Origin of the sequence: Nostoc sp. CHAB 5836 (assembly GCF_020829445.1) — a bacterium.
Lineage (GTDB): Bacteria > Cyanobacteriota > Cyanobacteriia > Cyanobacteriales > Nostocaceae > Nostoc.
Genome location: NZ_JAIVFV010000099.1, coordinates 1 through 24,796 on the forward strand (window position 1 = coordinate 1; position 24,796 = coordinate 24,796).

The following is a 24,796-nucleotide window of genomic DNA, read 5'->3' on the forward strand; positions in this document are numbered from 1 at the left end:
ACTGCTGTTCCTACCGCTTGTGCCATTGTTGACAATTTACTACGGCGTGCGTTATGCAGGGATGATTATTTTCTTTGCTTTATTTTTGCTGGTAGTGAGAAACGAAAAAATTAGTCACTTTATTCGTTTCAACACTATGCAAGCAATCCTTTTGGATATAATTATCTTTCTGTTTAGCATCCTGACTGATGTTGTGGGACTAGTTCCATCTGGTGGTTTTGCAATTCAAACCCTATCCACAACCATTTTTATCGGCATAGTGGGAGCAGTTGGATATTCAGTCATCCAGTCAGTGAGCGGACGTTATGCAGAAATTCCGGCAATTTCCGATGCAGTGTATATGCAAGTGCGTTAGAAGTTAACGGGCCGCTACGGTGTTTTCCAGGCGACCAATACCTTCAATTTCTACGCGGACGCGATCGCCTGGATGCAATGGATTTACACCCTCCGGCGTACCTGTAAGCACCAAATCACCAGGTAATAGTGTCATCACCTGACTGATATAGGAAACTAGAACATCAGGGGAAAACACCATCTGATCGATACAAGCAGATTGGACTGGATTGGCGTTGTCATTCAAAAAAGTCTGCAATCTCGCTCCTGGATTTAATTCCCGCACAATCCAAGGGCCCAAGGGACAGAAAGTATCAAAACCTTTGGCTCGCGTCCATTGACCATCCTGTTTTTGTAAATCCCGCGCTGTTACGTCATTGGCGATGGTGTAGCCCCAAATTTTCGTTTGGGCTACCTCTGGTGTACACTCAAAGGCATAATCGCCAATTACTAATGCTAACTCTCCTTCGTAGTCAACTCTTTGTGACTGGGGAGGATACTTAATTTCCGTTTCAGATGGAATGATCGAGGTAGATGGCTTGAGAAAGATTAAGGGCTCAGAAGGTACTGTAGTTCCCATTTCGGCTGCATGGTCGGCATAATTCTTACCCACAGCCACAATTTTTGAGGGAGCGCAGGGAGCCAGAATTTGGTAATTTTCTGGTGTCAAAGTTAAATCAGTGGGTTGTCCTTGTAACCAGGGCGGAGCATCTAGCACCTGCACATTCAGGGATAGTTGTAGTAACCCATAGTAAATTTGTCCTTCTGGATTTTGAATTCGCACATAGCGCTGCGCCATAACCTTGATGAATATCCTTGTTATCTGCTTTTTTGTTGCTGTCAACAGGTAGCAATCCTCAGTTAGCTGTTTAGCGAACCGATTGACCCTTGAGCAAAAAAGCGATCGCCATAGATGCCATTAGGAAAATATACCCGTTGGCAAAGCTGATAGCTTGATCAATCTTGCTCAAGAAATATCGGGGTTGCCTCCCGACCTAGTTTTCATTAGGGGCGTCCCAGAAAAACCAAACTTCGGCGATTTGGCTAATGATTCAAATTGAAAACTGGTAAGATTATAGTTCCTTGTTGCTTCAGATGTTGATTAATACTAGTTTTTTAAATAAAATTCAGGTATAAATTAATATCAGCAGCCACTTTTGTCCATGAGGAAACTGAAAAATATGACTACAAGTTACGAAACAATGTACATCCTCCGTCCTGACCTGGGAGAGGAACAAGTAGAGCAAGCAATTACTAAATATCAGAATTTGCTTCGCGATCAAGGTGCAGAGGATATGCAAATTCAAAATCGTGGTAAGCGTCGTCTCGCTTATGAAATCAAAAAACACCGCGATGGCATCTACATCCAATTAAACTACGCTGCACCTGCAACTGCGATCGCCCCCTTTGAACGCGCCATGCGCTTAAGTGAAGAAGTAATTCGCTATCTCACAGTTAAGCAGGAAATTGGAGAGGAAAAACCCCCTAAAGAGGAAAAGGAAAGGCCCACTAAAGTGGCTGCAACAGTATAAGGGATGGGGAGTAGGGACTGAGGGATTGGTGTCAACTTAAGCCTTGGCGAAGGTCATTCGCAGCTATAGAGGCTCTCGTCCGCCTGCGCGGACTAAGGTCAAATCAAGGTTTTGAAACCCAGGTCGGTGGGTGAGAGTTTGTGTAGACGCGGTTTCTAACCGCCCGTTTTACGTTAAGTTGACACCAATGGGAAGTGGATTGCTCTATACCTGGATTTCTCACCACATCTCATTAATTAAATAAGTAAAGAGTAATAAGTAATAAGTAATAAGTAATGAGTAAAGAATCTTACTTATTACTTATTACTTATTACTTATTACTTCACCCGCGAGGGGAGCAGGGGAGCTTGTGAGAAATGCGGGTATACCCCATACCCCATCCCATTCAATAAAATTTTGTCTTTTTCTTTTCTCGTGACTGGTCTGGGAATGCTAAATTAACAAATACTTGCCAAAGGTAGTACTTCCGCAGTTATACCTAAGAGTGGACAAGATTCTGAATGGGAGCTGTAAGCTACTGTGAGCCAATCTGATACACCTAATATTCAAGTTCTCTCTACGGAAGTATCGCAGCTACGCCAAGAGTTGCAACTTCGCGATCAATTAGTACAACAACTATCTCAAGAACTCTTCCGGCTGGTAAAGGGTAACACTAGTTTTATGCCCCAGCAGCCGGAGGTTGAGCGCGATCTGAGCCAGTTACAGGCTTTGCAAGAACAACTCCAAGCTGTGGAGCAGCAGGTGGCGTTCTACCAAGAGCAAATTACAACTCGTGACTCGGAAATTTACCAATTGCGTCAATCAGCTCAAGAACTTAGCGATCGCAGTCGGATGTTGGAGCAAGTAGTACAAGAGTTACCTCAAATTTACCGTCGGAAGTTTGAGGAGCGGATGACGCCAGTGAGAGAAAAAGTCGCAACGCTACAACGGGAAAACCGCCAACTACAAGCAGAACTTCAAAGCGTGAGTTACCGTTTAGCACTCAAAACTCGCAATTCCAGTCATAGCGGCATTGATTTGCCAAATTTTACCCGCCCAGCATCCGAACAAACTAACATTTCGAGTCCCCAGAATGCCTAAAATTAGATTATGGTGAAATCGAAGAGCTAAAAATTGCGGCAACAAAATATTTTAGAACTATCCGACTAGTACACCAAGGCAAAAATAACTGTAGAGTTAGAAATAACGCAAAGGCTGATCTTCTAACCTTTGTTAACTCCTGCCTCCTTGCACTAGTTACGTCGGATAGAGAGCAATTAGTTGAGACTAATTTCAAAAGCCCTGTCTTTCAGAGGCTGGGGAGTGCCACAAACAATTGCATTGCTTTGACCAATTTGGGTCATTTTCTACTTTAGTGGTTTAGGTAGATTGGCTGCCAACAAGCAGATTCATTCATCTGCCATTGATATTACCTACCTCTAAACCATAAGTTTTCCTCAACATTCTTCTTTAAACAAAATATCAAACCAGCCTGCTAGCACCAAACTGTTATCTTGGAGAATGTGAAAATATGCAAATATTGTTTGACTCCGCCATCCTTCTATAGGTAGATTTATTAATTAGCCAGCTAGCACTAGGCTGTTATCTTTGACGGTGGTAAAAATGTCTTCATAAGTGTGAAAAATTTCAAACACTGTATCTAGTTGAGTAAGTTCCAAAATTAACCGTACAGGAGTTTGCACGTTGCATAAAACTAAGCGGCAACCACTCTGACGTGCAGCTTTTAACCCTTTTACTAAAGGGACTAAGCCAGAACTGTCCATAAAATTAACTTCTGCTAGGTCGATAACCCAAAGCTGATGAGCTTGGGGTACTACTCCAGCCATCTGTTGACTCAAAGTCTTACCGCCTTCTAAATCTATGCTTCCTTGGGGTTTAAACAAAATCACTTGGAGTTCTTGTATGAGAGCCATGAATTTAACAGGGTAGTTTGAACACTTGACAAAAAATGGAAAAATTGCATGAATATGTCTTCTCTTTCAACGGTAAAATAACTGTTCTACCCAGATATTTGGGCAATTCCAGTGATGTCGTTGAGAGTAATTATTTCAGTATTCATGCCGTATAATTTGTGATAACTTCCATCAATATAGGCATAAGCGCCTACCAAATTCGGTATCAACCGTATCTTTTACAAGATTTTCATAATTTCAGGGAATTTTTATAAACATATTATAAAATTTTTAATCTTCTTTGAAGAAATATGAAATTGTGGTAGCAAATTCCCAAAAATTCATATTCAATATAAAAAAATAATCGCTGCCATAGACTATAAGTTATGGATTATTCAGAATTCAACTAATGACTTTACTAACGGAAATTATCGCATGGAAGAAAGCGAAAAACTTAGCTATCCCCTCTCCCTTGCTGACTGAAGTCAAGCTGAAGTCGGAAGACGCTAAGTTTTTCGCCCTCGCTTGAAGTCGGCAGCGCCTTGGGCGGCAATGCCCGACTTCAAGCGACTGCCGCCTCGCCGCCAAATCACAGATTATGGCGCAATACAGTTCAGTTAAGGCTAAAACTCTTTGCCAAAGTCAATTTTTTTAACGAACCGCAAACGCGTAGCGTCTCCCCTTCTCCCACTCGTGAGAGGCTAGCGCCAACGCGAGTGCGTCTCGTAAGAGTTGGGAGAAGGACGCAAAGGACGCAAAGAAAGAGAACAAAGAGAACAAAGAAATGCTTAATTGAACTGTATTGGATTATGGCGGGAGCCTTCTCTCCCATTTAGGTAACTTAATGACTGAATGTAGCGGTTTAATTGACACTCCGGGCAAAAACAAGCAAAGATATAGTAAAAGTAAAAATTTGTAAAGACGGCGGTGCGGGATGTCTTTAGAGCTGATTTCACTAGAAAATATCCAGAAAGTCGCCCACACTTACGGGTATTGGGCAATTTTTTGGGGAATTTTGCTAGAAAATTTAGGCATTCCCCTTCCTGGTGAAACCGTGACCTTAGTAGGCGGGTTTTTAGCTGGCAGTGATGAACTAAATTTCTGGCTAGTTCTGGGTGACGCAATTATGGGTGCTGTCATTGGTGGCACTTGTGGCTATTGGATTGGTAGAGTTAGCGGTTGGGCTTTTCTGGTAAAGATTGGTAGTATATTTCGGATTTCGGAAGTGCGGCTGCTGAATATTAAAGATCAATTTAGTCAAAATGCTGCTAAGGGGGTATTTTTTGGACGTTTTCTGGCGTTGTTACGAGTTTTTGCTGCACCACTAGCTGGTATAGCTGAGATGCCCTTTGGAAAATTCTTTTTATACAACTTGTTAGGAGCAGTTGCTTGGGCTAGTTTGATGGTGACATTAGCTTTTTTTGCTGGCAAAGTTGTCTCTTTAGAACAATTGGTTGCTTGGGTGGGTCAATTTGCGATCGCAGCGTTACTGATCCTCGCTGCCTTAATTATTGTGCCCCTATGGCTGGAGTCTCGCCAAGTTAAAGAAGTGAGGAGTGAGGAGTGAGGAGTTAGGAGTGATGAGTTAGGAGTGAGGAGTGAGGAGTGATGAGTAAAGTAAAAAGTTATTTGTTTTAACTTTCACTTGTTGTGTTTTCCATTTTTAACTCCTAACTCCTAACTCCTAACTTTTACCTCCTAACTCCTAACTCCTAACTCCTAACTTTTACCTCCTAACCTCTAACTTGCCGTGACCAAATGCGAGTCGGTAGTCCCCAAACGTAGATAAAGCCTTCGGCAGCTTTGTGGTCAAATTGGTCTTCGGCTCCGTAGGTTGCCAAATCGGGAGTATACAAGGAATTACCGCTCGAACGCCCAACAATGGTAGAGTTGCCCTTGAATAACTTCACTCGTACAGTTCCAGAGACTCGCTCTTGTGTCTTTTGAATAAAGGCATCCAGTGCAACTTTGAGTGGACTGTACCACAAACCGTTGTAAACGATTTGGCTATAAGTTTCTTCAATGCCACGCTTGTAATGGGTGACATCTGCCGTTAAAGTCAAACTTTCTAAATCCCTATGTGCCTGAATTAGCACTAACATCGCGGGTGATTCGTAGATTTCCCGCGATTTAATCCCCACCAGACGGTTTTCAATCATATCGATCCGTCCGATGCCGTGGTTTCCAACCACCTGATTGAGTTCTTCAATTAGCTCAACTGGCTTTTTAGCTATGCCGTTGAGGGTTGTGGGAATACCACCGTCGAAACCAATTTGGATGTACTCTGGCTCATTGGGAGTGTCAGCGATCGCTTTGGTCATTTCATAGATTTCTTCTGGTGGCTCAAATGACGGATCTTCGAGTAAACCAGCTTCAATGCTACGACCGAGCAAATTCTTGTCAATGCTGTAAGGAGACGATTTTTTGACTGGTGAGGGAATACCAAACTTTTCACCATAGGCGATGGTTTCTTCGCGGCTCATCCCCCATTCTCTGGCTGGTGCGAGGATTTTGAGGTTAGGGTTGAGGGCGGTAACAGAGACATCAAAGCGAACCTGATCGTTACCTTTACCGGTACAACCGTGAGCGATCGCATCAGCACCATATTTTTCGGCTGTTTCTACTAATACCTTAGCAATCAGTGGACGGGCAAGGGCAGTTCCGAGAGGATAACGATTTTCATAAAGAGCATTGGCTTGAATCCCTCCAAAGGCATAATTTTTAACGAAGTTGTCTTTGACATCTGCAACGAGTGATTCACTTGCACCCGATTTCAGAGCTTTTTCTCGGATTGGCTCTAATTCATCTCCCTGACCTAAATCTGCTGCTAGGGTAATCACCTCTTCTACACCCCACTCCTGTTTCAGGTAGGGGATGCAAACTGAAGTATCCACTCCACCAGAGTATGCCAGGACAACCTTTTTGGCGCGACCCATTAATTTCTCCACTTAGGACAACAAACAGTGAGTGATTATTATATCTAATGTAGAGACGTAGCACTGCTACGTCTCTACATTAGACGTAGCACTGCTACGTCAAAACAATTCTTTTTCACTCCGATCTCGATTCAATTTATGGGCTTGCGATCGCAGTTTTCATCGCTTGGAAGATATGACTTTGGTCAACCACACCTCGAACACCAGGTACACTGTAAGTACCAGAGCTATCTTTAATCTGGAAGCCTTTTCCTAGCGATCGGGTGAGAGTTGATGCATAAGCACCTTGGTAGTAAATAGGTACAACCCGGCGGCTATGGCTACCCCAGAGATATTTATAATTTGGATCAGACCCCCAGAAGTGACCAGCGTCAGTAGGATTGTGCTTGACGAAGGTGACATCTTTGGCGTTATATTTCAAGCCTCTAGCGTGATTTGGCTCAGGATTGGGAGTCAATTTAGAGGCAAAGTCATTATTTAGAGTTAGATAGTGATCATGGTCAGCAGTAACCAATAGTAGGTTCTTACTCCAACCACCATGATTATCTACCCAACTAATGACTTGCTGAACTGCCTTATCAAAATCATTCATGGTACCAATCAGGTTATCCATGTTGTTGTCATGAGCAGCCCAGTCAATATCGCCTCCCTCAACCATCAGCCAGAAGCCATCTTTGTCTTTACCTAAAACGGTTAAAGCTGCTTTGGTTAAATCAGCCAAAGTCGGATTTTGGTTAATCTCTTTAGCGATAAAGCTGGCATCAGTTTCACCAGGAGCCAAAGGACGGACAGTATCGGGTGTAGGAGCATTAGGAGCAATGGGATTACCAGCCGCATCAATCACAGGAACACAATCCCCAGCAGTCCCAGTAATTATCTTACCTGATGGACAGGTATCCACAGTTCCAGGCTTAACAACAGAGCTATAGAGGGAGAAGTTGTCCAGACCTGTCAAACTATAGTCTCCCTTAGAAGAACTAACAGGAATGTTGCCATTTTGTCCACGGGCACCATACAGACCAAATAATTTCCCTCCCTTGTTGGGGTCGATTTTAGCAGCCGTTTTTAACAGTGTCTTAGTTGCATTCGGGCCACGTTCCAAAAAGGTATAGCCATAACGATTGGACTTAGGATTCTTCTTCAGATACTGGTAAGTGTCTTCGGTAATGTACGTATACTTAAATACACCCTCTGCTGTACTTGTACTTTCTTTATTTTCAAAATCTTTGGGATGACCGCCACCCAACAAAATATTGGGTTGAAAGTTCAGCAATGTCTGTTGCAAAATGCTGTCTTGGTTGGTCTTGGTGGGGTCGTAAACACTGTCATATTTGCTACGACGATTTACGAAAGAAGCCGCAGCACCAGGCGTTGCATGGCTAACAGGTACGGAAGTGACCAAGCCCGTAGACTTACCTTTTTCTTTGGCAATTTCTAGGATGGTTTTCAACTTCTTCTCGTAAATGTCTACCCCCATTGCGTTGTTAAAGCTCTTTACCCCTGTATATAGAGTTGTAGCTGTGTTAGCAGAGTCGGGATAACTATACTTGATGTAATCTTTGTCATAAGTACCAGAATTAGCAGGGGTCAAAGGAATCCAGGGAACAGGGCCGCCCTTACTGATGTCATAACCCGCCAAATTCCCATTTGCTAGGCTATTGCCATCAAATCTATTGCCAGGGTTAAAAGGAGTCGGTTGGAATGAGAAGTTGGGACGAAGAGGACTTGCACCTGTGGCAGTATTAGACCCATCGAGAGCAGAGTTTCCTGTTAGATGAGGCTGATCTGTTGGATTGGCTGGTGTATTTCCTTGAATCGTTGTGCCATAAGTAGTCACCAATCCATATCCACTTAGCTTTTGGAAGCTTAGACCTGAGCCTTTACCACTTGTGTAAAAAGGAGCGCCTTTGGCAACGGCTGCGGCCCGTGCCATATTCCAACCCATACCATCGCCAATCATGATAATTACGTTAATTCCATTACCAGCGGCCACAGTCGGCTGAAAAACAGAATTGCTAAATACCAGTAGAATGGTACAGAGCAAGCCAGCGATAGTAAAAGCTAAAAATCGCTTGTACTTTTGCAAAAATGAAATCATTGCAGTGTGCCTTAAAGTTAATTGAGCAAGTGTTAGCCGTTAATACTGATAAAAATTTGGTTCGAGATGAGTAGCACCAAAGTCTGAGTATGTATCAGTCAGATCTAACTGAGTAGAGGTTGTGGCATGAATTTGGTTAGAGACGGTTGCAGTTGCTGGTTGTTGATTTGATGTTCCCAAGAACAACAAAGCTGCCATAACCAGACCAGATAGAAACCAAGCGAAGACGCGTTTATACTGTTTCAGTAATGAAATCATTTTGGATTTTTGAATGAAAGTCATCATCGGGAAACCTCTTAGTAAATAACCGAGTTGTAATCGGGAGCATCTCAAATGTGCAAAAACTTTGATAACCCTAACCCCTTCTCCCATGTTTGGGATTCGGGGAACTAGAATTATTTCTCCCCTCTCCCATCTTTGGGAGAGGGGCTGGGGGTGAGGGAAAAGATTTAAGCTTGCATTGGGATGCTCCCTTGCGATCAGCGTAGGCGTAGCCCGTCGTAGACATCGCGATGCTTTGACAATTAAGAAAAATGCCAATAAGCATTATTTTAAATATTCTTTATAAACTAAATATGAACAGGGTAAATTACTACAGCCATTTGAGGATTCATAGTAGTAATTAGTAAAATCCTGTATTTAAGTATGTTCGACATTTGAATGCATTTTCCTTGCAGACAACATCAAAACTAAGTAGGTTGCCGCAATTAAAGTTAACTGGCTAAGGCTGTCATTTGTCATTGGTCATTTGTCATTAGTAAAGGCTTTAAGCTTATTTACGTTTCGTAACATCCTTGAATTTTTTCGCACCAACGTACTTAAATCTTGGTTAAATAAAGGATGAATTGGCAACGCTGAAGGTTTTCTAGGGCTAGTTAGCTGCAAAGTTATCTCAGCAATATTAAAAGTTTTTTGGATGTGGCTTTCCAACTTATTGAGTAAGCGATCGCGTTCCTGGATGGTTGTACATTCAACTGTCAAATTGGCACAAAGCATTACTTTATTTAAGCTAAGTGTCCAGATGTGGAGTTTTTCTACTTGCACAACACCAGGAAAAGACTTGAGAGATATTTCCACTTCAACGGGGTCAATTGATTCGGGTGCATACTCCAAAAAAATCTTTAAACTTTCTTGCACTAAAGGTAAAGCACTCAAACCTGTGAAAGTTGCAACCACTAAACTAATCGCAACATCTGCCCACCACCAATCCCAAAGATGAACTGCTAAAGCAGCTATAATTACGCCAACAGAACTAGCAGTATCAGCGATGACATGAAGCAAAGCTCCCCGTAGGTTTAAGTCATCGTGGGTGTGGGGATGAAGCAAAGTAATGTTGAGCAAATTGACGATTAAACCTAACACGGCAATTGCTAACATAGGTAAGCCAAAAATTGCTGGTGGATGTTGCCAGCGTTGAATAGCTTCCAATATGATAAAAGTAGCGATCGCAAGTAAACTTAATCCATTCAACAAGGCTGCTAAAACTTCGATCCTCTGATGTCCAAATGTTGCTTTTTTCTTAGCTGGTTGCTGTGCCAAAAAACTAGCAAGTAACGATATCACCAAGGCTGTGATATCTGATAGAATATGTCCTGCATCCGCCTGTAAAGATAAACTTTGACTCCATAAACCCACACTCCACTCAGCAATGAAAAAAACAGCAAGTAAACCTACTGTTATCCACAAAACTTTTGCTTTCTGGTAATTATTAACTACTTTTACAGAATTATCTGCACATCCACACCACTGAAGTGAAACCATTACTCAAAAACCTTTTAAAAGTACAGTAGTAGCTTCCAAAATTATCACCACCCGTATTTGTGGCAAGGATTTTATAAATTCGGAATGTATATTATTAAATATTGTTTTTGTAGATTCAGCAATATACTAATGCTAAAGAAAATATTTGTCTATTAAAAATTTATCCTATTTATTTTAAGAAATAGTAATGTTTTTATTAAAATTACAAATTAAAGCAGATTAATACTTACAACTTCCAGCAATCATCCTGTTAATAATTTGTTACTAATTAGAGATGAGTTTTATTGGTAATCAAACTCTGCTTGAGAGGATGATAACCATTATCTTTTAAGATTATACTGATATAGTTAATAAACACCTTTTTAATTCGCGATATTCCCCGATAAATATAAGTAAGTTGGCGCGAAAAAATCAAAGTATGTTACTAAACGTAAATAAACTTAAAATTTTTACTAATAACTAATGACAAACTATAGCGGTTCTTGCTTGGATGCAACACAGTCTGATTTCACTTCCATTCCTCTCCTAAAAAGAGAGAGGCTTTGAATCTTACTCCCCAACGCTACAAGGGTTGGGGTTGGGGGTTAGGCAGGGCTATTTCATTCGCAAGAGTTATGGAATAACGAACCACAGACGTCTCTTGATGAGAGCTACTCGCCTACGCACAGCAATAGCCGGATTGGGTGAGAAGCCTACACTGTACTGCTTGCAGTCAGTGTAGGAGTATGTCACAGACAATAGGTATCAACTTAACGTGAAACCCAAGGAAGGAATGATTAAGAGTCCACTCACTTCCCATCACGATCCGCATCACCCCACCCCGGTTTTGTCTAAAGCCAAAACCACCCCTTGCCGTTCACGGGGAGGGGATTGAGGGGAGCCAGTGCGGTCTTCTCCCTTGGCGCTAGCCTCTCCCCTTGGGAGAAGGGGAGACGCCAAAGGCGATAGCGCCGGCGGCAAGCGAGTCTACGAGCGTCTGGGGTATCCCCAAGTGGAGCATCTGGCGTGTGGGGTAAAATGACTGTGGAATGAGCTTGATGACTGAAGTTGACACCAATGGTCACAGACCACCAATAACACCACCGTTATTACGGGTAATTACTACCACTGATGAACGTGGGCGACCAGATGGGCCATAACCTTGACTATTAGGCCAATTGCTCGATAGCGTGGGATTCGAGGTAGTGCCACTATCACCTGGGTGCTGGATGTTGATAAACATCGCTTTACCATCAGGTGTGGTGACAATACCAGTTACCTCACAATCCGTAGGGCTGGTCAAGAAACGTCTAACCTGTTTAGTGTTGGGATCAGCACATGACATGGTGTTGCCACCAATTTTTGCCCAATCACCACGACCGTCGCCCGCTTGATCCGTCTGTATCCAGAGGCGGCCAAAGTCATCGAACCACAGACCATCGGGTGCGCCGAAGTCGTCACCCTTAATGTTGCCCTGAAGATTTGGTTCGGGTCTAGTTTTGTCGCCAGCCTCAATAAAAATATCCCATTTGAAAGTTTTAGCCGTTACGCTGCGTCCATCTTCGCGCCAGCGAATGATGTGACCGTAACGGTTGTCAGGACGTGGGTTGGCAGCATTCACGGGAGGACGCGCACCACCTGCTGCTGTTGTGCCGTCTGGCTGGTTGGAGGAAACTGGAGTTGTACCCCGACGATTATTATTGGTCAATGTGCAGTAGACTTCAATCTCTTTATATCCGCCGATGCGAGGACGCACAGCTACCCACTCTGGGCGATCCATCATGGTTGCGCCGACTCTATCCGCAGCTTGTCTTGTCTTAACCAGAACCTCCCCTTGGCTTCTGAAACCGTTTTCTGGTGTCAAACCACGCTGACCGTAGACTAAAGGAATCCACTCACCAGTACCGTTGTCATTGAATTTAGCAACGTATAGAACACCGTTGTCGAGCAAATTGCAATTGGCAGCACGATTTCGTGTATTTAAGGGTTGGGCACAAACAAACTTGTAGATATATTCGTTGCGCTCGTCATCACCCTGATAGAAAGCAACACGGTTATTGTCATCAACAACGACCTGAGCGCTCTCATGCTTGAACCGACCAAGGGCAGTACGCTTGACTGGTTTGCTCTGCGGATCGTAGGGATCAATCTCAACCACCCAGCCGAATAAATGGGGTTCGAGTGGGTTGGTGCTGGCGTCGAAGCGTGGATCAACTTCGGGCCAGCGATAGCTAGATGCTGGTGAAATGCCGTATCGATTCTGTCCTGCCAAAATATCGGACTTTTCGATGCCCTCAATTGCGACTACATCTCCTGTAGGATTAGCAAAGTAGCCATTCCAGTTCTCTTCGCAGGTCAAGTAAGTGCCCCAAGGAGTGTAGCCATTGGCGCAGTTGTTGACTGTACCGTATGCGGTATAGCCGTCGTTCAGTCTGCCAGTGTCAACAGAGCCAGTTGGCTGAATTGAAAACTTCTTCGACTTTAACAGTGCATTGCCAGCCGCAGGCCCCGAAACTCGCATCTCGGTGTTGGCGGTAATGCGGCGACCATAAGATGAATTGCGATTGAAACTCCACTCATTGCCCTTTTTGGAAATTTCGACAACAGACACGCCATGAGCAGCCTGAGACTTGCGCACCTTGGCAATTGTGACTACATCCAGACCATCGGAATGCAAAATTGATTCCTGGGTATATTCATGGTTCACACACAGCAGACCGGTATTGATGGGCTGATTTACAAAGCTCTTTAGCGATCTTGATTGTGAACTTACTGTCCGACCAACAACATTCCCTGGTTGTAAAGGGAAGTAGTGCATCCCATCATTGTGCATACCAAACTGCTTTTCTTGAGCAGCTGCATCTTGGGAAGCATCTGCTAGCCAAGTCGGGCCACCAGGTGCGATCGGATCTCCCCAAGCAATTAGTACTTTTGCCGTGTAACCTTCAGGAACACTGACAAGATCCTTTTCCAGAAGTCCTGTAACTGGGTTGAGTAGATTGGGTGGGATGCTCTTAAAGCCTATGCCAGCAAATCCCGTTCCCTTGGAAATCGGGGCTGCATCAACACTTTGGAGAAAGCCACCAATGGAAACATCGCCTAGAACAGTTAGCACTGATGTACCCACAGCCGTCATGATAAACCGTCGCCGACTCAGACTAACGCGGTCAATCACATCACGAATTGACTCGTTACCGGATGGGTTGAGAGTCAAATTGTTTTTAGGGTGAAAGCGTCCTTTCATTCTTTGTTCTCCATTTAAGGCTTACAAGGTTGCTATTCAGTTCATCTCTCAATAACATGAGTAATTTGGTAAAGAAAAACTCTACATCCTTACATCAATTACTTAGAGATTCTTTGAAAAGTCTAATTTATTACTGTCTCGGCGATTAGAAATTGCGCACCAGGTGCTTCAAGTCGGGCATTGCCGGACGCCAGTCGCCTCAAGTCGGGAAACCCGCCCACGGCGCTGGCTCCCCAACGCACTGGCTTGGCTACAGGGGCAATCTCGCCCGCCCATATACTAGAGCGCTCGTGTCGCCCACCCCTACAATAAGTAGTTGAGTATTTTTTTATTTGCAAGCCCCTAATGTAAGTACTAAGTATTAACATCAGGTTATACGTTGATTAATTTGGATTTATCAAAATTTTTCGGATAAAAATACGTTTTTATTAAAGAAATAACGATTTTGTCAAAAAAAGTTCAACTTCTATCTTAGTAAAGAGATTTTGTTTGATTATGCTATCTAGCACCCAATCCGTGAACAGTGTCCTTGCGCCAGGAAATCTGCGTAAAGTGCATCACATTGCCCTCAACGTCCAGGATATGCAAGCTTCCCGCTATTTCTATGGCACAATCCTGGGTTTACATGAACTCACAGGCGACGAAGTACCCGCAACCCTGGTGGAACTTGTGGCGTCTGGGAAAGTAGCCAACTTCATCACCCCGGATGGTACAATTCTGGATTTATTTGGGGAACCAGAATTATCACCACCAAATCCAGACCCAGAAAAGACCTTCACCAGAGCGTACCATCTAGCCTTTGATATCGATCCGCAGTTATTTGATCGCGCGGTGACAGTGATCAGAGAAAATAAAATAGCGATCGCCTATGGCCCAGTCACTCGTCCTACTGGTAGAGGAGTGTATTTTTACGATCCAGACGGCTTTATGATTGAAATTCGTTGCGATCCAGAAGCTAGTTAACTTAGGGGTAATCACAAAAGTATCTACTATGACCGCGAAACTCACGCAAATATTTAAAGTAATTGAAGACACAATCACAAAACCACCAATTCCACACGAACCATACAAGCAATCATTGAAAGCTTGGGCGATGTATTGTTTACGAGACAAAGGTTTTATAGTGGTTTATGCTCAAAATGCCGACTTTGCTATTGAAAGAAAAGGCGAAGAAAAGCTATATTTCAAAGTTTCAAATAGCCCCGATGATTTAGATAATTCTCTTAGCTGGATTGTTTGGGATGGTGCAACTAAAAACGCCACTCTCATTCCTAAAAAAATAGACTGATTCATGTCCGCTTAATCGTAAATAAAAGGGTTTAACAAAGTTTAGGGGTTTAATTCCCCAGCAATCGAAAGGCAGAACGTTTTGGGTCGGGGTCTAAATCCCCGTCACAAAACAAAATTTACTTTCCTTGTACTGCCCTTCTCTACGAGCTGACTTTTCACGGTATCTGGAAAACCTCTCTCTAAATCTCTCTCCTAAAAGGAGAGAGACTTTGAACCCACGTTCCGCACCCTGGGGTGTCACATAGTGTAATTACTAAGTTTTTGTGATTGTTGTAGTTGCAGATTATGCTCGTGCATCTTCATATTTAAGTTATTTTACTGGTTTTATGTATATTCAGTAGCTTTGTTTATGTCTAAAAACCAGTAAAAACCGATTGTGAGAGTTGAGGGTGCGGAAGGTAGGTTTGAAATTTCCCCCTTACCGCCGTCGGGAAGGAGGTTAATCGTTAGCTTTTCCACATGACGTGAAAAGTCAGGGCACTTGTCTTCGTCTGAAAATGTCTTTAATTTGGAATTTGGAATTTGGAATTGTTATTTAGGTATAAGCAACCAATCGTGGTTGGCGATAGCCGTGTATATCCCACCTAAGAATAACCTAATGGTGATGGTGCGCAGCCAGAAATCCCAGTTTTGATATGCTTATAGCCTCCCACATCACACGCAGCAGTTGATATATTAAGTAGAGCGGCGTAAATAATTAAAGGTTTGTAGTCAGGACTTTAGTCCTCATTTGAGGGCTGTTCGCGGAGCGTTCCCGTAGGGTAGCCCTCACTACAAACTAATATGAAGATTTTTTACATTACTTAACTAGTTTGGTTTATTCTCACCGACTTACTTAGTCTTGAGACTCCTCAGAGTTCGCTTCCGATTCGGTTTCAAGTTCTTCTGTTTTGACTTTGGCTGGAGGTTTAACGGGTTTTGGCCCACGCGCTAGGGCAGGATTCCCGGGCTGCCTCTTTTCATCCCCGAATGATGCTTTTTTCCCTGTGTCAGATGAGCGATTACGGCTCGGTTTTGCGCTTTTGGGGTTGGATTCAATAGGAGTTATCGAATCGGAATTTTCGGGATTATTGTCAGTGCTTTCTTGAGACTGACGTTCCGATTTCTTGATTGGGCGTTCTACCATTGTTGATTTTTGTAAAATTATCTGTATATTATATCCGTTTGGTGACTATGAAGTCGTTGCTGGCTGTGGAGGATACTGGAATACCAGTCCCGTGAATCAGCAAATTCTAGATGCTCCCGCTACATTGCTTGCAATTAGCGGTGAGAGTCGTCACAGCTGAACGCACCCGACAACTATTCAACAAAATTAGGTCGTGCCTGTTGCCTTGATTTAAACTTTTCCTCTAAAACTGCCCAATTTTCTTGCTCAATTAAGTTAGTCAACTCATCGAGATTGTGACGATATTGTTGCAGCGATCGCAGCAATGCTTGACGATTATACCGCGCCATCATCACCCCCAACTCTGGATTCCCACCACCCACACGACTGGTATCCCGAAAACCTGAACTAGCTAACTTTTGGGCTAATTGCAAAACATCGGGGTCAGTTTCACTTAAACAAGCAGCAATCAATGAGGAACTGATCATTACAGGTAAATGAGAAATCCAACTCACAGCACGGTCATGTTGCTCTGGTTGACAATAGTAGATATTCGCTCCAAGCGATCGCACAATTTCTTCTACAATCGTAGTTGCAGTGATTGGTGTTGTATTTGTCGGTGTTAAGACATAAGGTTTATCGACAAATAAATGCCGTTGTGCAGCTTCTATGCCACTGTCTGTTGTTCCCGCCATTGGATGACCGCCGATAAAATTATCCCAAAGGGGAGAAATCGCCTTAACTATCTGTGCTTTCGCCGAACCGACATCAGTCACCACTGTTGCAACAGACAAATGAGCAATTAACTGTTCAAATTGGGGCACAATAAGTCCTAGAGGTGTACAAATAAATACAACTTCTGCGGCCGCTAACAGGTTCAGATCAACTGATGCTTGATCAACACTGCCGAGGGTAACTGCCTTCTGACAGGTGGTTTCACGGCGACTAACTCCTAAGATATGATGTCCTTGCGATCGCAAATCAAAACCCAAAGATCCGCCGATCAATCCCAGTCCTAAAATCCCAATATTCATTTTCGATTTTCACATTTCGTTTTTTATGACTTTAATACTTTAACCTGGTAAAAATCGTACTTTTTTGTCCCTAAAATGGAGCTTCTTAAACCTCTCACCGTGTACGGACGGGGAGAGGAATGGAAGCCGTTCGCAATATACCAACTATTAAAGTTGGCATCCAAGGGGTAGCATCAATGACTGTAGAGGAATTACTGGAACAATATGCAGCAGGAGTCTTAAACTTTAGTGGTGTTGACCTCTGTGAAGCTAATTTGAATGGGGCCAAACTCAGTCACGTGAATCTTAGCGATGCTAATTTGAGTATCGTTAATCTCAGTGGTGCGAATCTGAGTGAAGCTAACTTGAGCAATGCCAAGCTGAATGTAGCCAGACTGAGTGGAGCAAATCTATGCGGCGCTATCCTGAACAACGCCAGTCTCAACGTTGCTAATTTGATTCGAGCGGATCTCAGTCGCGCTCAACTAAGAGGAGCCTCGTTGATCCGCGCCGAGTTAGTTCGCGCTGACCTCAGTCGCGCCGACCTATTGGAAGCTGACCTCACCAGTGCTGATTTGCGAGATGCGACACTCCGCCAAGGGAATCTTCGTCACGCCAATTTGAATGAGGCCATATTGAGAGGCGCTTCCCTAACAGCAGCTAACTTAGAAATGGCGAACTTAAATGCCACTGACCTGAGTCGTTCTGACCTTAGCGGTGCCAATTTGCGAGATGCCGAACTCAGACAAGCCAATCTCTGCCATGCTAACTTGAGCGGAGCAGATTTGAGTAGGGCGAATCTCCGGTGGGCAGATTTAAGCGGCGCGAATCTCCGGTGGGCTAATTTGAGCGGTGCAAAATTGAGCGGAGCTAATTTAATTAGCGCAGATTTAAGCAATGCCAATTTAACGAATACAACTTTAATCCACGCCAATTTAACTCAGGCAAAATTAATTAGGGCAGAATGGATTGGTGCTGATTTAACAGGAGCAACTTTAACTGGGGCAAAGCTTTATGCCACCTCCAGATTTGGTTTAAAAACCGAAGGTATGACTTGCGAATGGGTTGATCTTAGCCCCACAGGCGATCGCTCCATCATCCAAAACTTCTATTCCCAAGACTCACGAGATTTTTTTAACGAAACACCGCCAACAATTCGGATTATTGTTGATGCAGCCCTAGAACACGAAGCCAATTTTGCGATCGCTGGCGCTTACTACCAAATTGCTCAGGAATACCGAGAACTAAAACAACCACCAAGCATCGAAAGTGGCAGTCGTCGAACTATTTTCACATTTTCTGTAGATAGCGACGAAGCATTATTTCCCACTGCTTACGTTGTAATTCTTCCGTTTATAGATGGGGCATCTACCCAAAAGAATATTTTGAATATGGTGGAAATGATTAACAATGAATTTGCGGAAAATCAAGATTTAAAATCAAACGATATGGTGAAAAAATTGAATATCCTTGTACAGCAAGCCATAAATCAGTCTCCAACAATTAAACAGATGAAAAAAAATATTGAAGTTGCTAGCAAGTTAAATTTTTGCAAAGCTCCAACCCAAGTAGTTTTAACCAATTCCAGCACCCAGACTTTGATTGTCCATGACCATCCTAAATTTGGGAAAAGATTTATTAATCGCTCTACTCTCAAAACTTCAGCTTATGATGATGATACATCCAGTGAATCAACACCATATATATTGGCTTCGTCAGATATGGTTATGGATTTTGTCAGAGGATTTCACTATATTAGTCATTAGTTGTGAGGTATTGAGTATTGAGCATGGGCCATCAATACGGTTCGGTTAGTATGTTTGGCTCTCGGAAATCCCCCCAACCCCCCCATAAATTGGGGGGCTTTTCCTGCTATTTACCCCCTTTTTAAGGCAATACGGTTCACAAAAGGGCTGAAACTATTTTTTTTACGAACCACAGAGGCGCAGAGAACACAGAGAGAAGAGAGAAGGAGGAAATGCTTAACCCAAGTGTATTGCTTTTTAAGGGGGTCAACCTAGGCGGGGGGATCTTAACCGAACCGTATTGCATGGGCCATTGGACAAATGACAAATGACAAATGACAAATGACAAATGACAAACGACAAATGACAAATGACAAATGACAAATGACAAAAAACAAAATTTTGGAGGACAAAAATGCGCGATACCTTTAATAAGATGATCGGTCGAACTCGCTATGTAGTCTTTCGCCTATTTCTGCACTTAGGGGGAGGCGAGGTAGCACCAATTTTAGGAGTATTAAATAGTGCTGGACGAGATGCCATCGATGTTGATGGCGACTTAGAAGTTTTGGGAGAAGGATTGGTAGAAATTAGCCAAACCCTGCTGCAATACGATGAATACTGGCTTTCTGCTGCCAACGAAGGTGATGTATTTTGGGATGAAGGCGAGGCCGGAGATTATGTCAATGAATTATTTACTGACTCTGCCCAAAGATATCTCAGTGAACCAGATTTCAATTCTGACTCTGGATTGAATGAACCTTTATCTATACCTGTAACGCGCAACGTTATTGTGATGATTACAGTAGCTTATGAAGGAGAAGTACCAGAGTTAGAAACTGATCTTTCTAACGTTCAGGCACTCAAGGAAGGATTGAAAGCATTGATAAATTTGCATTATAAACATAGATTCAAGGCAATCCAAGTGCATTTCTCGCCAGCACAGTTAGGCGATGAACTCACTAGCGACCAACTGTTGCAATATTACCCAGAATTGATTCCTTTATAATGTGTTGGGTAGTCCGTACTTACTACTTACATCCAGAAATTGTTAAGCTCAGAGATAGGACAATAATCCAATGATCATGACCATAATACGTAAATTTACAGCCGTTTTTTTAGCTCTGAGTTTGTCTCTGACAACTGTCGCTTGTGGAGGCGAAAACCAAACTACTCCTCCAGCTAAGAACGTTAGCCAAACCTCTACTAACACCAAACTAAGTGATGGAGAGTATCAAATACAACAAGCAACTTATGACGATGCCAGTGGTGAGTACAGCTTGTTTTTACTTAACAATAATCCCCCAACCTTTGCAACCGAAAATTTGCAAATGGCACGCTTAACTGATGATCAAATCAAGGAAGGCAAGAAAACCTATCTAAAGGTAGAAAAAGGACAACCAATTTTATATCTGACGGAAGACTTTAAAATTGAGTACGTCCACAACGTTACCGAGAATAAAACTAATCCTCAAACAGGACAACAAGAGACGGTTGTAGTCCGTCAAGAAAATAGCTTCTGGGCACCCTTTGCCGGCTCTGTGGCTGGCAGCTTGGCAGGTCAAGCAATTGGTAGTATGCTGTTTAGACCGCAGTATTATGTACCCCCTGCCTATCAACCAGGACAAGGATTAAGTGGCTTCGGTGGATATGGTGGAAGCTATGGCCAAGCAGTTGAAAATTACCAAACTCGTTACAATGCGCCACCCGCAGCCGTCAGAAATCGGACTGCGTTCCGCAATACAGGGACAATTAGAAGGTCATATCCTGGTAATTCAACTATACGCAATACACCGCGTAGCACTACAGGTAATAACCGCCCTTCTGGTTCTGGCTTTGGTGGTAGTACGTTGCGGCCCTCTGGAAACTCCAATCCTACCAGACGCAATTCTGGCAGTGGTTTTGGTAGTGGACGTAGTTCAGCACCTCGCCGGTCAACTGGTTTTGGCAGCAGACGGCGCTAAGAAATTCCAAATTCGATAATATAGACTGCTTGGCTTGATCAAAAATCAGGTTTGAAATTTCTGGCTTTGTAGAACATTTCTAAACTATCGCGATCGCCGACAAAACGCCAGTGCCAAGGCTCATAACTCACACCTTGAGTATTATCTTTAGGAAATGACATTTCAAAGCTGAAACGCGCAGCATTTGCCTGCATCCACCGATAAGCCTTAGTATTGTCAAAGTTAGTTTGGAGATTAGTTGCTGGTACTAATCCGTCTCCAATATCCACAGCATAACCTGTGTGATGCTCGCTATGACCAGGAGGAGCGCTGAGGGCAGCTCGTTTTGCTGGCGTTTGATTTCGCTGGGCACCGACACCAAAAAACAATGGCTCCTGGTCTTTGACTGAGCGAAAGCCAGAAATTGGTACTATAGTTACACCTGCACTCCGCGCTGCTGCTGCCATCTCCTCAAACTTTTGGGCAGCAGCTTTTCGCATTCTAATGCCCCTATTTGTGGAGATGGTTACTAATTCTGACTCAGGGGCTTCTGGGTATGCCAGATGTCCTAGCAAAGTGTTGACATTACCAGGTTCCGTAGTTGGTGTGGGTGTAGAACTAGTGACCAAGGGTTGAGAATCGGCAATTTTTTTGGGTGTAGTGAGGAAAAACAAAAAACCGCTAATTAAAGCCAGCAGGACAAATCCTGTTACTCCCCCAATCAGCACAATTCGGGGTTGCAACCACATTTTAGGTGCTGCAACAGGGGTATCGCGTACAGCCACTGGAATATCATCACCAGGATCATTCGATGAGTTTTGCGGTTTTCCAGAAAACCCAGCCTTATTCAAGGGGAAACTCCTGTTTTTGTGGGATAGCGATAACGGATTTTAGACTGGACAAAGATAGACGTAACAGGTAGCATTTTACATCTGTGGTTTTTAGGCACAATCTTGACAAACCTTTTAGAACTATACGTCAAGCTGGGAGGATTAGTCCTGGTAGGTTTTATTTTGGGACGCAAACTACCTGTGACAGTTCCTACACATTTGGGGCAGTTCCTGTTTTGGGTGGGAGTACCCATAAGCATAGTATCGTTTTTGCGTCAATCTAGCTTGTCGGGGCAAATTTGGATTGCACCTGCGATCGCTTACCTCGCCATTTTACTCGGAGCATTTTTAGCTTGGTTAGGGATTAAAGCACAAGCCTATTTTAAAAATACCGTCCCCCAACCAGCAACTCAGGCTAGCTTGATATTAGCAGCAATGTTAGGTAATACAGGTTATCTTGGTTTTCCCATTACCTTAGCAATGGTAGGCAAAGAACACTTTGCTTGGGCACTATTTTACGATTTGTTAGGTTCATTCCCCGGAACTTACGGCTTGGGTGTTATACTAGCAGCGCGTTTTGGCGGTGGTGTCCAGAATCATTGGCAGACTGCTAGGGCTATCTTAATTAATCCTGCACTATGGGGTTTCGGATTTGGCTTGCTGTTTCGCCAGGTGACAATTCCCCCAGTCGCAGAATTCTGGTTAGAGAAATTTGCTTGGAGTAGTGTAGTTTTATCTCTGGTGTTAATTGGAATGCGACTGGCGCTGCTCAAATCTTGGCGTAGTTTACCACAAGTAGGGATGAGCTTGGGAATCAAAATGCTGCTAGTTCCCTTGATATTGGGGAGTATTTTACCCCTCTTTGGATTAACTGGGGCGATCGCCAAAATCATCGTGCTACAAATGGCCATGCCTCCAGCTTTCGCTACACTAGTAATTGCTGAGACATTCAATCTCGATCGCGATTTGGCAGTTACTGCCTTAGCTGCTGGGGCTATAGTATTGTTGCTTACTCTCCCACTTTGGCTGTGGCTATTTTGATTTTGGATTTATGTATTGTGAGGCGACATGATTTTGAAATCCTACTAATCCGCCTTGGCTTTCCCAATGTTCATTGAATGTAGGGGTTTCCAACTTCATCACTTTACCCCCATGAAGATGGACATGATAACCAAACACCATGTCTTGTTCTGGAGCTACACTCCAATCATCTGCTATCCAAACTACTTCAACTAGACGAGATATACTAAATTCTCCATCGTCAGGATCTTGATACAAAGTATTGTTTAGAAGTTTGACAATATGCGTTATTTTGGTACGCTGTCTTAAAAGAATGAGTTCGCTTTCCTGTGGTCTACGGGCATTCTTTGCTTGTTCTGTTTTCCAATTTAATCGAAAAATATTGAAATTTTGGTCAATATTTTGATAAGCCCAATATTGATCATCACCCTGATGATTTACATTTTTAGTCCATTTTAATTCTGTCAGATTCATAAATTTACTTTGTGTTATAAGAATAGCCCTATCTGCTGTAGACACATAGCAATTATTTTCCACATCGTATTCTCTGCAAACTATTGCTGTCATCCGAATAAAACGAGGGTTTATGAAAAATAATATTAAGTTATTTCAGGAAATCTACTGAAGCATTCTCATTGAGAAACTGTAATTTTTTCAACGAGTTTCCATAAAATCTCTGTTTTGCTCTCTGCGTTCTCCGTGCCTCTGCGGTTTAAAAGTAATTTATTGAACCACAGAGGCGCAGAGAACACAGAGAAAAGAGAAATTATTGTCCAAAAATTTTACCCAGCTTGAAAGTGCGTAAGTCATACGTTTATAAATAGTTTAAAAGTATTATGCATCCTGTACTGGATGCTGCCCATAATATGGCAAAGCCTCTGACCAATTAGGAAATTTGCCCTCTTGCCAATCGAGATTAGCTAGTTCTAAAATACTTGTCACCGTCGCTGCTAACTCAGATTGAGCTTGAATCAACTGATAATTGGTGTTCCAATTCGCTAAAGTTTCCTGCCATACTTCTGGTGTGAATACTGTATCTGGCAAACACACTTTTAGTTTAGAAGTATCTGACTCAAACTGATAAATAGCAGCAAAAATTTGACCTCGTTGTGCTGGCATTTCCACAGCAATAGTTTTGGGATTTTTACTTTTACCTGCTTCTGACCAAGCTACCGCAGCTAATGTTGAAATTGCAAATACAGGGATATCTAACTGTTGCCCCAAAGTGCGAACAGTAACAACACCAATTCTAGTTCCCGTAAAGCCGCCAGGGCCTTTTGCAACTGCAAGAAAAGACAAATCTGTCCAAGTTTGTGGTTTGATAAATTCAATTAAATATTGATGTACTAAGCTAGATAAATCACGCCCCAAATTCCAAACTTGAGAGCGAGTTTCACCAGCAAAATTACTAATTGCTAAACCTAATTCGGGAGTGGTAGTGTGCAGTGCTAAGGCGTATTTATTTATTGCAAAGTCTTGTAGTTCCGTTGTCAAAGTTCCTTAAAATATCTATTTTTATAGAGTTAACGTGATTTATTTAAGCATATAACATAGCGGTTCTTAATTGCATAAACTACTGAGTAACAATCAGGCTTGCGAGAGCCAATGCTGTTTACTCTCTAAAAGCGATCGCAAGCAACTAAGATGGAGGATTTGGATTACCGCCTTGCTGTCTCAGTAGATAGTCCAAAACTCGGTCAATTCGCTCCAAGGCAGCACCTGTGGTGAGTTGGAACTCTTGAAACTGAGATTTTTGCTCCTCAAAGCCTCGGTCAAGTTTTAGCATGAGTGCTTCTAATCGCTCAGTTCGTGCCTTTGTTTCCTCTATCTCACCACCTGCTTTTGTAAATAGGCGTTGCGTGTGAGTGATAAAACTGTCAAGTCTATCAGAAAGTTGGTCAACACGCACCCCTATCTGATCAAGCTGAGATTGGGTACGATCTTGTTTGATGGTCAATTGGTCAACACGCACCCCTATCTGGTCAAGATGAGATTGGGTACGGTCTTGTTCTATACTGAACTCATCGAGATGAGATTGGGTACGGTCTTGTTTTATACTTAACTCATCAAGATGA

At 43.0% G+C, this 24,796-nt stretch carries 24 protein-coding genes; 10 read left to right on the forward strand and 14 right to left on the reverse strand.

Annotated elements, in window-relative coordinates:
- A partial coding sequence (locus LC605_RS19460) for a Tic20 family protein (protein WP_229549159.1) occupies positions 1-355 on the forward strand: 355 nt, incomplete at its 5' end.
- Between the two features lie 3 nt (positions 356-358).
- On the opposite strand, the gene LC605_RS19465 is transcribed toward LC605_RS19460, so the two are convergent.
- Positions 359-1,132 carry a fumarylacetoacetate hydrolase family protein gene (locus LC605_RS19465; RefSeq protein ID WP_229549180.1) on the reverse strand — a complete coding sequence of 258 codons (774 nt, stop codon included), beginning with the start codon at positions 1,130-1,132 and terminating at the stop codon, positions 359-361.
- Between the two features lie 382 nt (positions 1,133-1,514).
- Between LC605_RS19465 and rpsF the strand changes: the two genes are divergently transcribed.
- Together rpsF and LC605_RS19475 are read left to right on the forward strand one after the other, a co-directional pair.
- On the forward strand, positions 1,515-1,865 hold the full coding sequence (rpsF, locus tag LC605_RS19470; RefSeq protein ID WP_229549160.1) for a 30S ribosomal protein S6: 351 nt from the start codon (positions 1,515-1,517) through the stop codon (positions 1,863-1,865).
- A 519-nt stretch (positions 1,866-2,384) separates the two neighbouring features.
- Entirely contained in the window at positions 2,385-2,945 is a 561-nt protein-coding gene (locus LC605_RS19475) for an Npun_F5560 family protein (RefSeq protein ID WP_229549161.1), read from the forward strand.
- 479 nt (positions 2,946-3,424) lie between these two features.
- Here LC605_RS19475 and LC605_RS19480 read toward each other — a convergent pair whose 3' ends face one another.
- Both LC605_RS19480 and LC605_RS33030 read right to left on the reverse strand, forming a co-directional pair.
- Positions 3,425-3,778: an STAS domain-containing protein gene (locus LC605_RS19480; protein WP_229549162.1), complete on the reverse strand. Its 354-nt coding sequence runs from the start codon at positions 3,776-3,778 to the stop codon at positions 3,425-3,427.
- 86 nt (positions 3,779-3,864) lie between these two features.
- A complete protein-coding gene (locus LC605_RS33030) occupies positions 3,865-3,987 on the reverse strand; it encodes a hypothetical protein (RefSeq protein ID WP_267868597.1) in 123 nt (40 codons plus the stop codon).
- A gap of 704 nt (positions 3,988-4,691) precedes the next feature.
- On the opposite strand from LC605_RS33030, the gene LC605_RS19485 reads away from it, so the two are divergent.
- The gene (locus LC605_RS19485; RefSeq protein ID WP_229549163.1) at positions 4,692-5,324 is read left to right on the forward strand and encodes a DedA family protein; all 633 of its coding nucleotides are present in this window, start codon (positions 4,692-4,694) and stop codon (positions 5,322-5,324) included.
- 166 nt (positions 5,325-5,490) lie between these two features.
- Here LC605_RS19485 and LC605_RS19490 read toward each other — a convergent pair whose 3' ends face one another.
- The 5 genes from LC605_RS19490 to LC605_RS19510 all read right to left on the reverse strand — a co-directional run bounded on the left by LC605_RS19490 (position 5,491) and on the right by LC605_RS19510 (position 13,775).
- The gene (locus LC605_RS19490; RefSeq protein WP_229549164.1) at positions 5,491-6,693 is read right to left on the reverse strand and encodes an argininosuccinate synthase; all 1,203 of its coding nucleotides are present in this window, start codon (positions 6,691-6,693) and stop codon (positions 5,491-5,493) included.
- Between the two features lie 136 nt (positions 6,694-6,829).
- Positions 6,830-8,791: an alkaline phosphatase gene (locus LC605_RS19495; protein ID WP_229549165.1), complete on the reverse strand. Its 1,962-nt coding sequence runs from the start codon at positions 8,789-8,791 to the stop codon at positions 6,830-6,832.
- A 39-nt stretch (positions 8,792-8,830) separates the two neighbouring features.
- Complete coding sequence (locus LC605_RS19500) at positions 8,831-9,076, reverse strand: hypothetical protein (RefSeq protein WP_229549166.1); 246 nt, start codon at positions 9,074-9,076, stop codon at positions 8,831-8,833.
- Between the two features lie 459 nt (positions 9,077-9,535).
- The gene (locus LC605_RS19505; protein WP_229549167.1) at positions 9,536-10,552 is read right to left on the reverse strand and encodes a cation diffusion facilitator family transporter; all 1,017 of its coding nucleotides are present in this window, start codon (positions 10,550-10,552) and stop codon (positions 9,536-9,538) included.
- Between the two features lie 1,060 nt (positions 10,553-11,612).
- Positions 11,613-13,775, reverse strand: a complete 2,163-nt coding sequence (locus tag LC605_RS19510; RefSeq protein ID WP_229549168.1) for a PhoX family phosphatase — start codon at positions 13,773-13,775, stop codon at positions 11,613-11,615.
- A gap of 495 nt (positions 13,776-14,270) precedes the next feature.
- On the opposite strand from LC605_RS19510, the gene LC605_RS19515 reads away from it, so the two are divergent.
- Both LC605_RS19515 and LC605_RS19520 read left to right on the forward strand, forming a co-directional pair.
- The gene (locus LC605_RS19515) at positions 14,271-14,738 is read left to right on the forward strand and encodes a VOC family protein (RefSeq protein WP_229549169.1); all 468 of its coding nucleotides are present in this window, start codon (positions 14,271-14,273) and stop codon (positions 14,736-14,738) included.
- A 28-nt stretch (positions 14,739-14,766) separates the two neighbouring features.
- Complete coding sequence (locus LC605_RS19520; protein WP_229549170.1) at positions 14,767-15,063, forward strand: hypothetical protein; 297 nt, start codon at positions 14,767-14,769, stop codon at positions 15,061-15,063.
- An 837-nt stretch (positions 15,064-15,900) separates the two neighbouring features.
- Here LC605_RS19520 and LC605_RS19525 read toward each other — a convergent pair.
- Both LC605_RS19525 and LC605_RS19530 read right to left on the reverse strand, forming a co-directional pair.
- On the reverse strand, positions 15,901-16,191 hold the full coding sequence (locus LC605_RS19525; RefSeq protein ID WP_229549171.1) for a hypothetical protein: 291 nt from the start codon (positions 16,189-16,191) through the stop codon (positions 15,901-15,903).
- 173 nt (positions 16,192-16,364) lie between these two features.
- Entirely contained in the window at positions 16,365-17,204 is an 840-nt protein-coding gene (locus LC605_RS19530) for a prephenate/arogenate dehydrogenase (protein ID WP_229549172.1), read from the reverse strand.
- Between the two features lie 176 nt (positions 17,205-17,380).
- Here LC605_RS19530 and LC605_RS19535 point away from each other — a divergent pair, with 176 nt between their 5' ends.
- From LC605_RS19535 to LC605_RS19545, 3 genes are all read left to right on the forward strand, one after another.
- Entirely contained in the window at positions 17,381-18,949 is a 1,569-nt protein-coding gene (locus tag LC605_RS19535) for a pentapeptide repeat-containing protein (RefSeq protein WP_229549181.1), read from the forward strand.
- Between the two features lie 394 nt (positions 18,950-19,343).
- Complete coding sequence (locus tag LC605_RS19540) at positions 19,344-19,937, forward strand: DUF1517 domain-containing protein (RefSeq protein WP_229549173.1); 594 nt, start codon at positions 19,344-19,346, stop codon at positions 19,935-19,937.
- Positions 19,938-20,007: 70 nt separating this feature from the next.
- The gene (locus LC605_RS19545; RefSeq protein ID WP_229549174.1) at positions 20,008-20,892 is read left to right on the forward strand and encodes a hypothetical protein; all 885 of its coding nucleotides are present in this window, start codon (positions 20,008-20,010) and stop codon (positions 20,890-20,892) included.
- A gap of 38 nt (positions 20,893-20,930) precedes the next feature.
- Here the strand turns inward: LC605_RS19545 and LC605_RS19550 are convergent, their stop codons facing one another.
- Positions 20,931-21,722, reverse strand: a complete 792-nt coding sequence (locus tag LC605_RS19550) for a D-alanyl-D-alanine carboxypeptidase family protein (protein WP_229549175.1) — start codon at positions 21,720-21,722, stop codon at positions 20,931-20,933.
- Positions 21,723-21,824: 102 nt separating this feature from the next.
- On the opposite strand from LC605_RS19550, the gene LC605_RS19555 reads away from it, so the two are divergent.
- Entirely contained in the window at positions 21,825-22,742 is a 918-nt protein-coding gene (locus LC605_RS19555; protein WP_229549176.1) for an AEC family transporter, read from the forward strand.
- On the opposite strand, the gene LC605_RS19560 is transcribed toward LC605_RS19555, so the two are convergent.
- The 3 genes from LC605_RS19560 to LC605_RS19570 all read right to left on the reverse strand — a co-directional run.
- The gene (locus LC605_RS19560; RefSeq protein WP_229549177.1) at positions 22,734-23,288 is read right to left on the reverse strand and encodes a hypothetical protein; all 555 of its coding nucleotides are present in this window, start codon (positions 23,286-23,288) and stop codon (positions 22,734-22,736) included. The two genes, LC605_RS19555 and LC605_RS19560, sit on opposite strands and share 9 nt — an antisense overlap.
- Positions 23,289-23,555: 267 nt before the next feature.
- Positions 23,556-24,215, reverse strand: coding sequence for a tRNA (adenosine(37)-N6)-threonylcarbamoyltransferase complex dimerization subunit type 1 TsaB (gene tsaB, locus LC605_RS19565; protein WP_229549178.1), 660 nt, complete (start codon positions 24,213-24,215; stop codon positions 23,556-23,558).
- Positions 24,216-24,360: 145 nt separating this feature from the next.
- Positions 24,361-24,796, reverse strand: a 436-nt coding sequence (locus LC605_RS19570) for a 6-aminohexanoate hydrolase (protein WP_229549179.1), incomplete at its 5' end; no start/stop codon positions are given.

What these genes read in the sequence shown, in the direction of transcription:
- LC605_RS19490 (WP_229549164.1), bottom strand. Translation starts at nt 6,693, where the DNA reads ATGGGTCGCGCCAAAAAGGTTGTCCTGGCATACTCTGGTGGAGTGGAT.
- LC605_RS19485 (WP_229549163.1), top strand. Translation starts at nt 4,692, where the DNA reads ATGTCTTTAGAGCTGATTTCACTAGAAAATATCCAGAAAGTCGCCCAC.
- LC605_RS19560 (WP_229549177.1), bottom strand. Translation starts at nt 23,288, where the DNA reads ATGACAGCAATAGTTTGCAGAGAATACGATGTGGAAAATAATTGCTAT.
- LC605_RS19465 (WP_229549180.1), bottom strand. Translation starts at nt 1,132, where the DNA reads ATGGCGCAGCGCTATGTGCGAATTCAAAATCCAGAAGGACAAATTTAC.
- LC605_RS19540 (WP_229549173.1), top strand. Translation starts at nt 19,344, where the DNA reads ATGCGCGATACCTTTAATAAGATGATCGGTCGAACTCGCTATGTAGTC.
- LC605_RS19480 (WP_229549162.1), bottom strand. Translation starts at nt 3,778, where the DNA reads ATGGCTCTCATACAAGAACTCCAAGTGATTTTGTTTAAACCCCAAGGA.
- LC605_RS19525 (WP_229549171.1), bottom strand. Translation starts at nt 16,191, where the DNA reads ATGGTAGAACGCCCAATCAAGAAATCGGAACGTCAGTCTCAAGAAAGC.
- LC605_RS19495 (WP_229549165.1), bottom strand. Translation starts at nt 8,791, where the DNA reads ATGATTTCATTTTTGCAAAAGTACAAGCGATTTTTAGCTTTTACTATC.
- LC605_RS19510 (WP_229549168.1), bottom strand. Translation starts at nt 13,775, where the DNA reads ATGAAAGGACGCTTTCACCCTAAAAACAATTTGACTCTCAACCCATCC.
- LC605_RS19530 (WP_229549172.1), bottom strand. Translation starts at nt 17,204, where the DNA reads ATGAATATTGGGATTTTAGGACTGGGATTGATCGGCGGATCTTTGGGT.
- LC605_RS19535 (WP_229549181.1), top strand. Translation starts at nt 17,381, where the DNA reads ATGACTGTAGAGGAATTACTGGAACAATATGCAGCAGGAGTCTTAAAC.
- LC605_RS19515 (WP_229549169.1), top strand. Translation starts at nt 14,271, where the DNA reads ATGCTATCTAGCACCCAATCCGTGAACAGTGTCCTTGCGCCAGGAAAT.
- rpsF (WP_229549160.1), top strand. Translation starts at nt 1,515, where the DNA reads ATGACTACAAGTTACGAAACAATGTACATCCTCCGTCCTGACCTGGGA.
- LC605_RS19500 (WP_229549166.1), bottom strand. Translation starts at nt 9,076, where the DNA reads ATGATGACTTTCATTCAAAAATCCAAAATGATTTCATTACTGAAACAG.
- LC605_RS19545 (WP_229549174.1), top strand. Translation starts at nt 20,008, where the DNA reads ATGATCATGACCATAATACGTAAATTTACAGCCGTTTTTTTAGCTCTG.
- LC605_RS19505 (WP_229549167.1), bottom strand. Translation starts at nt 10,552, where the DNA reads ATGGTTTCACTTCAGTGGTGTGGATGTGCAGATAATTCTGTAAAAGTA.
- LC605_RS19520 (WP_229549170.1), top strand. Translation starts at nt 14,767, where the DNA reads ATGACCGCGAAACTCACGCAAATATTTAAAGTAATTGAAGACACAATC.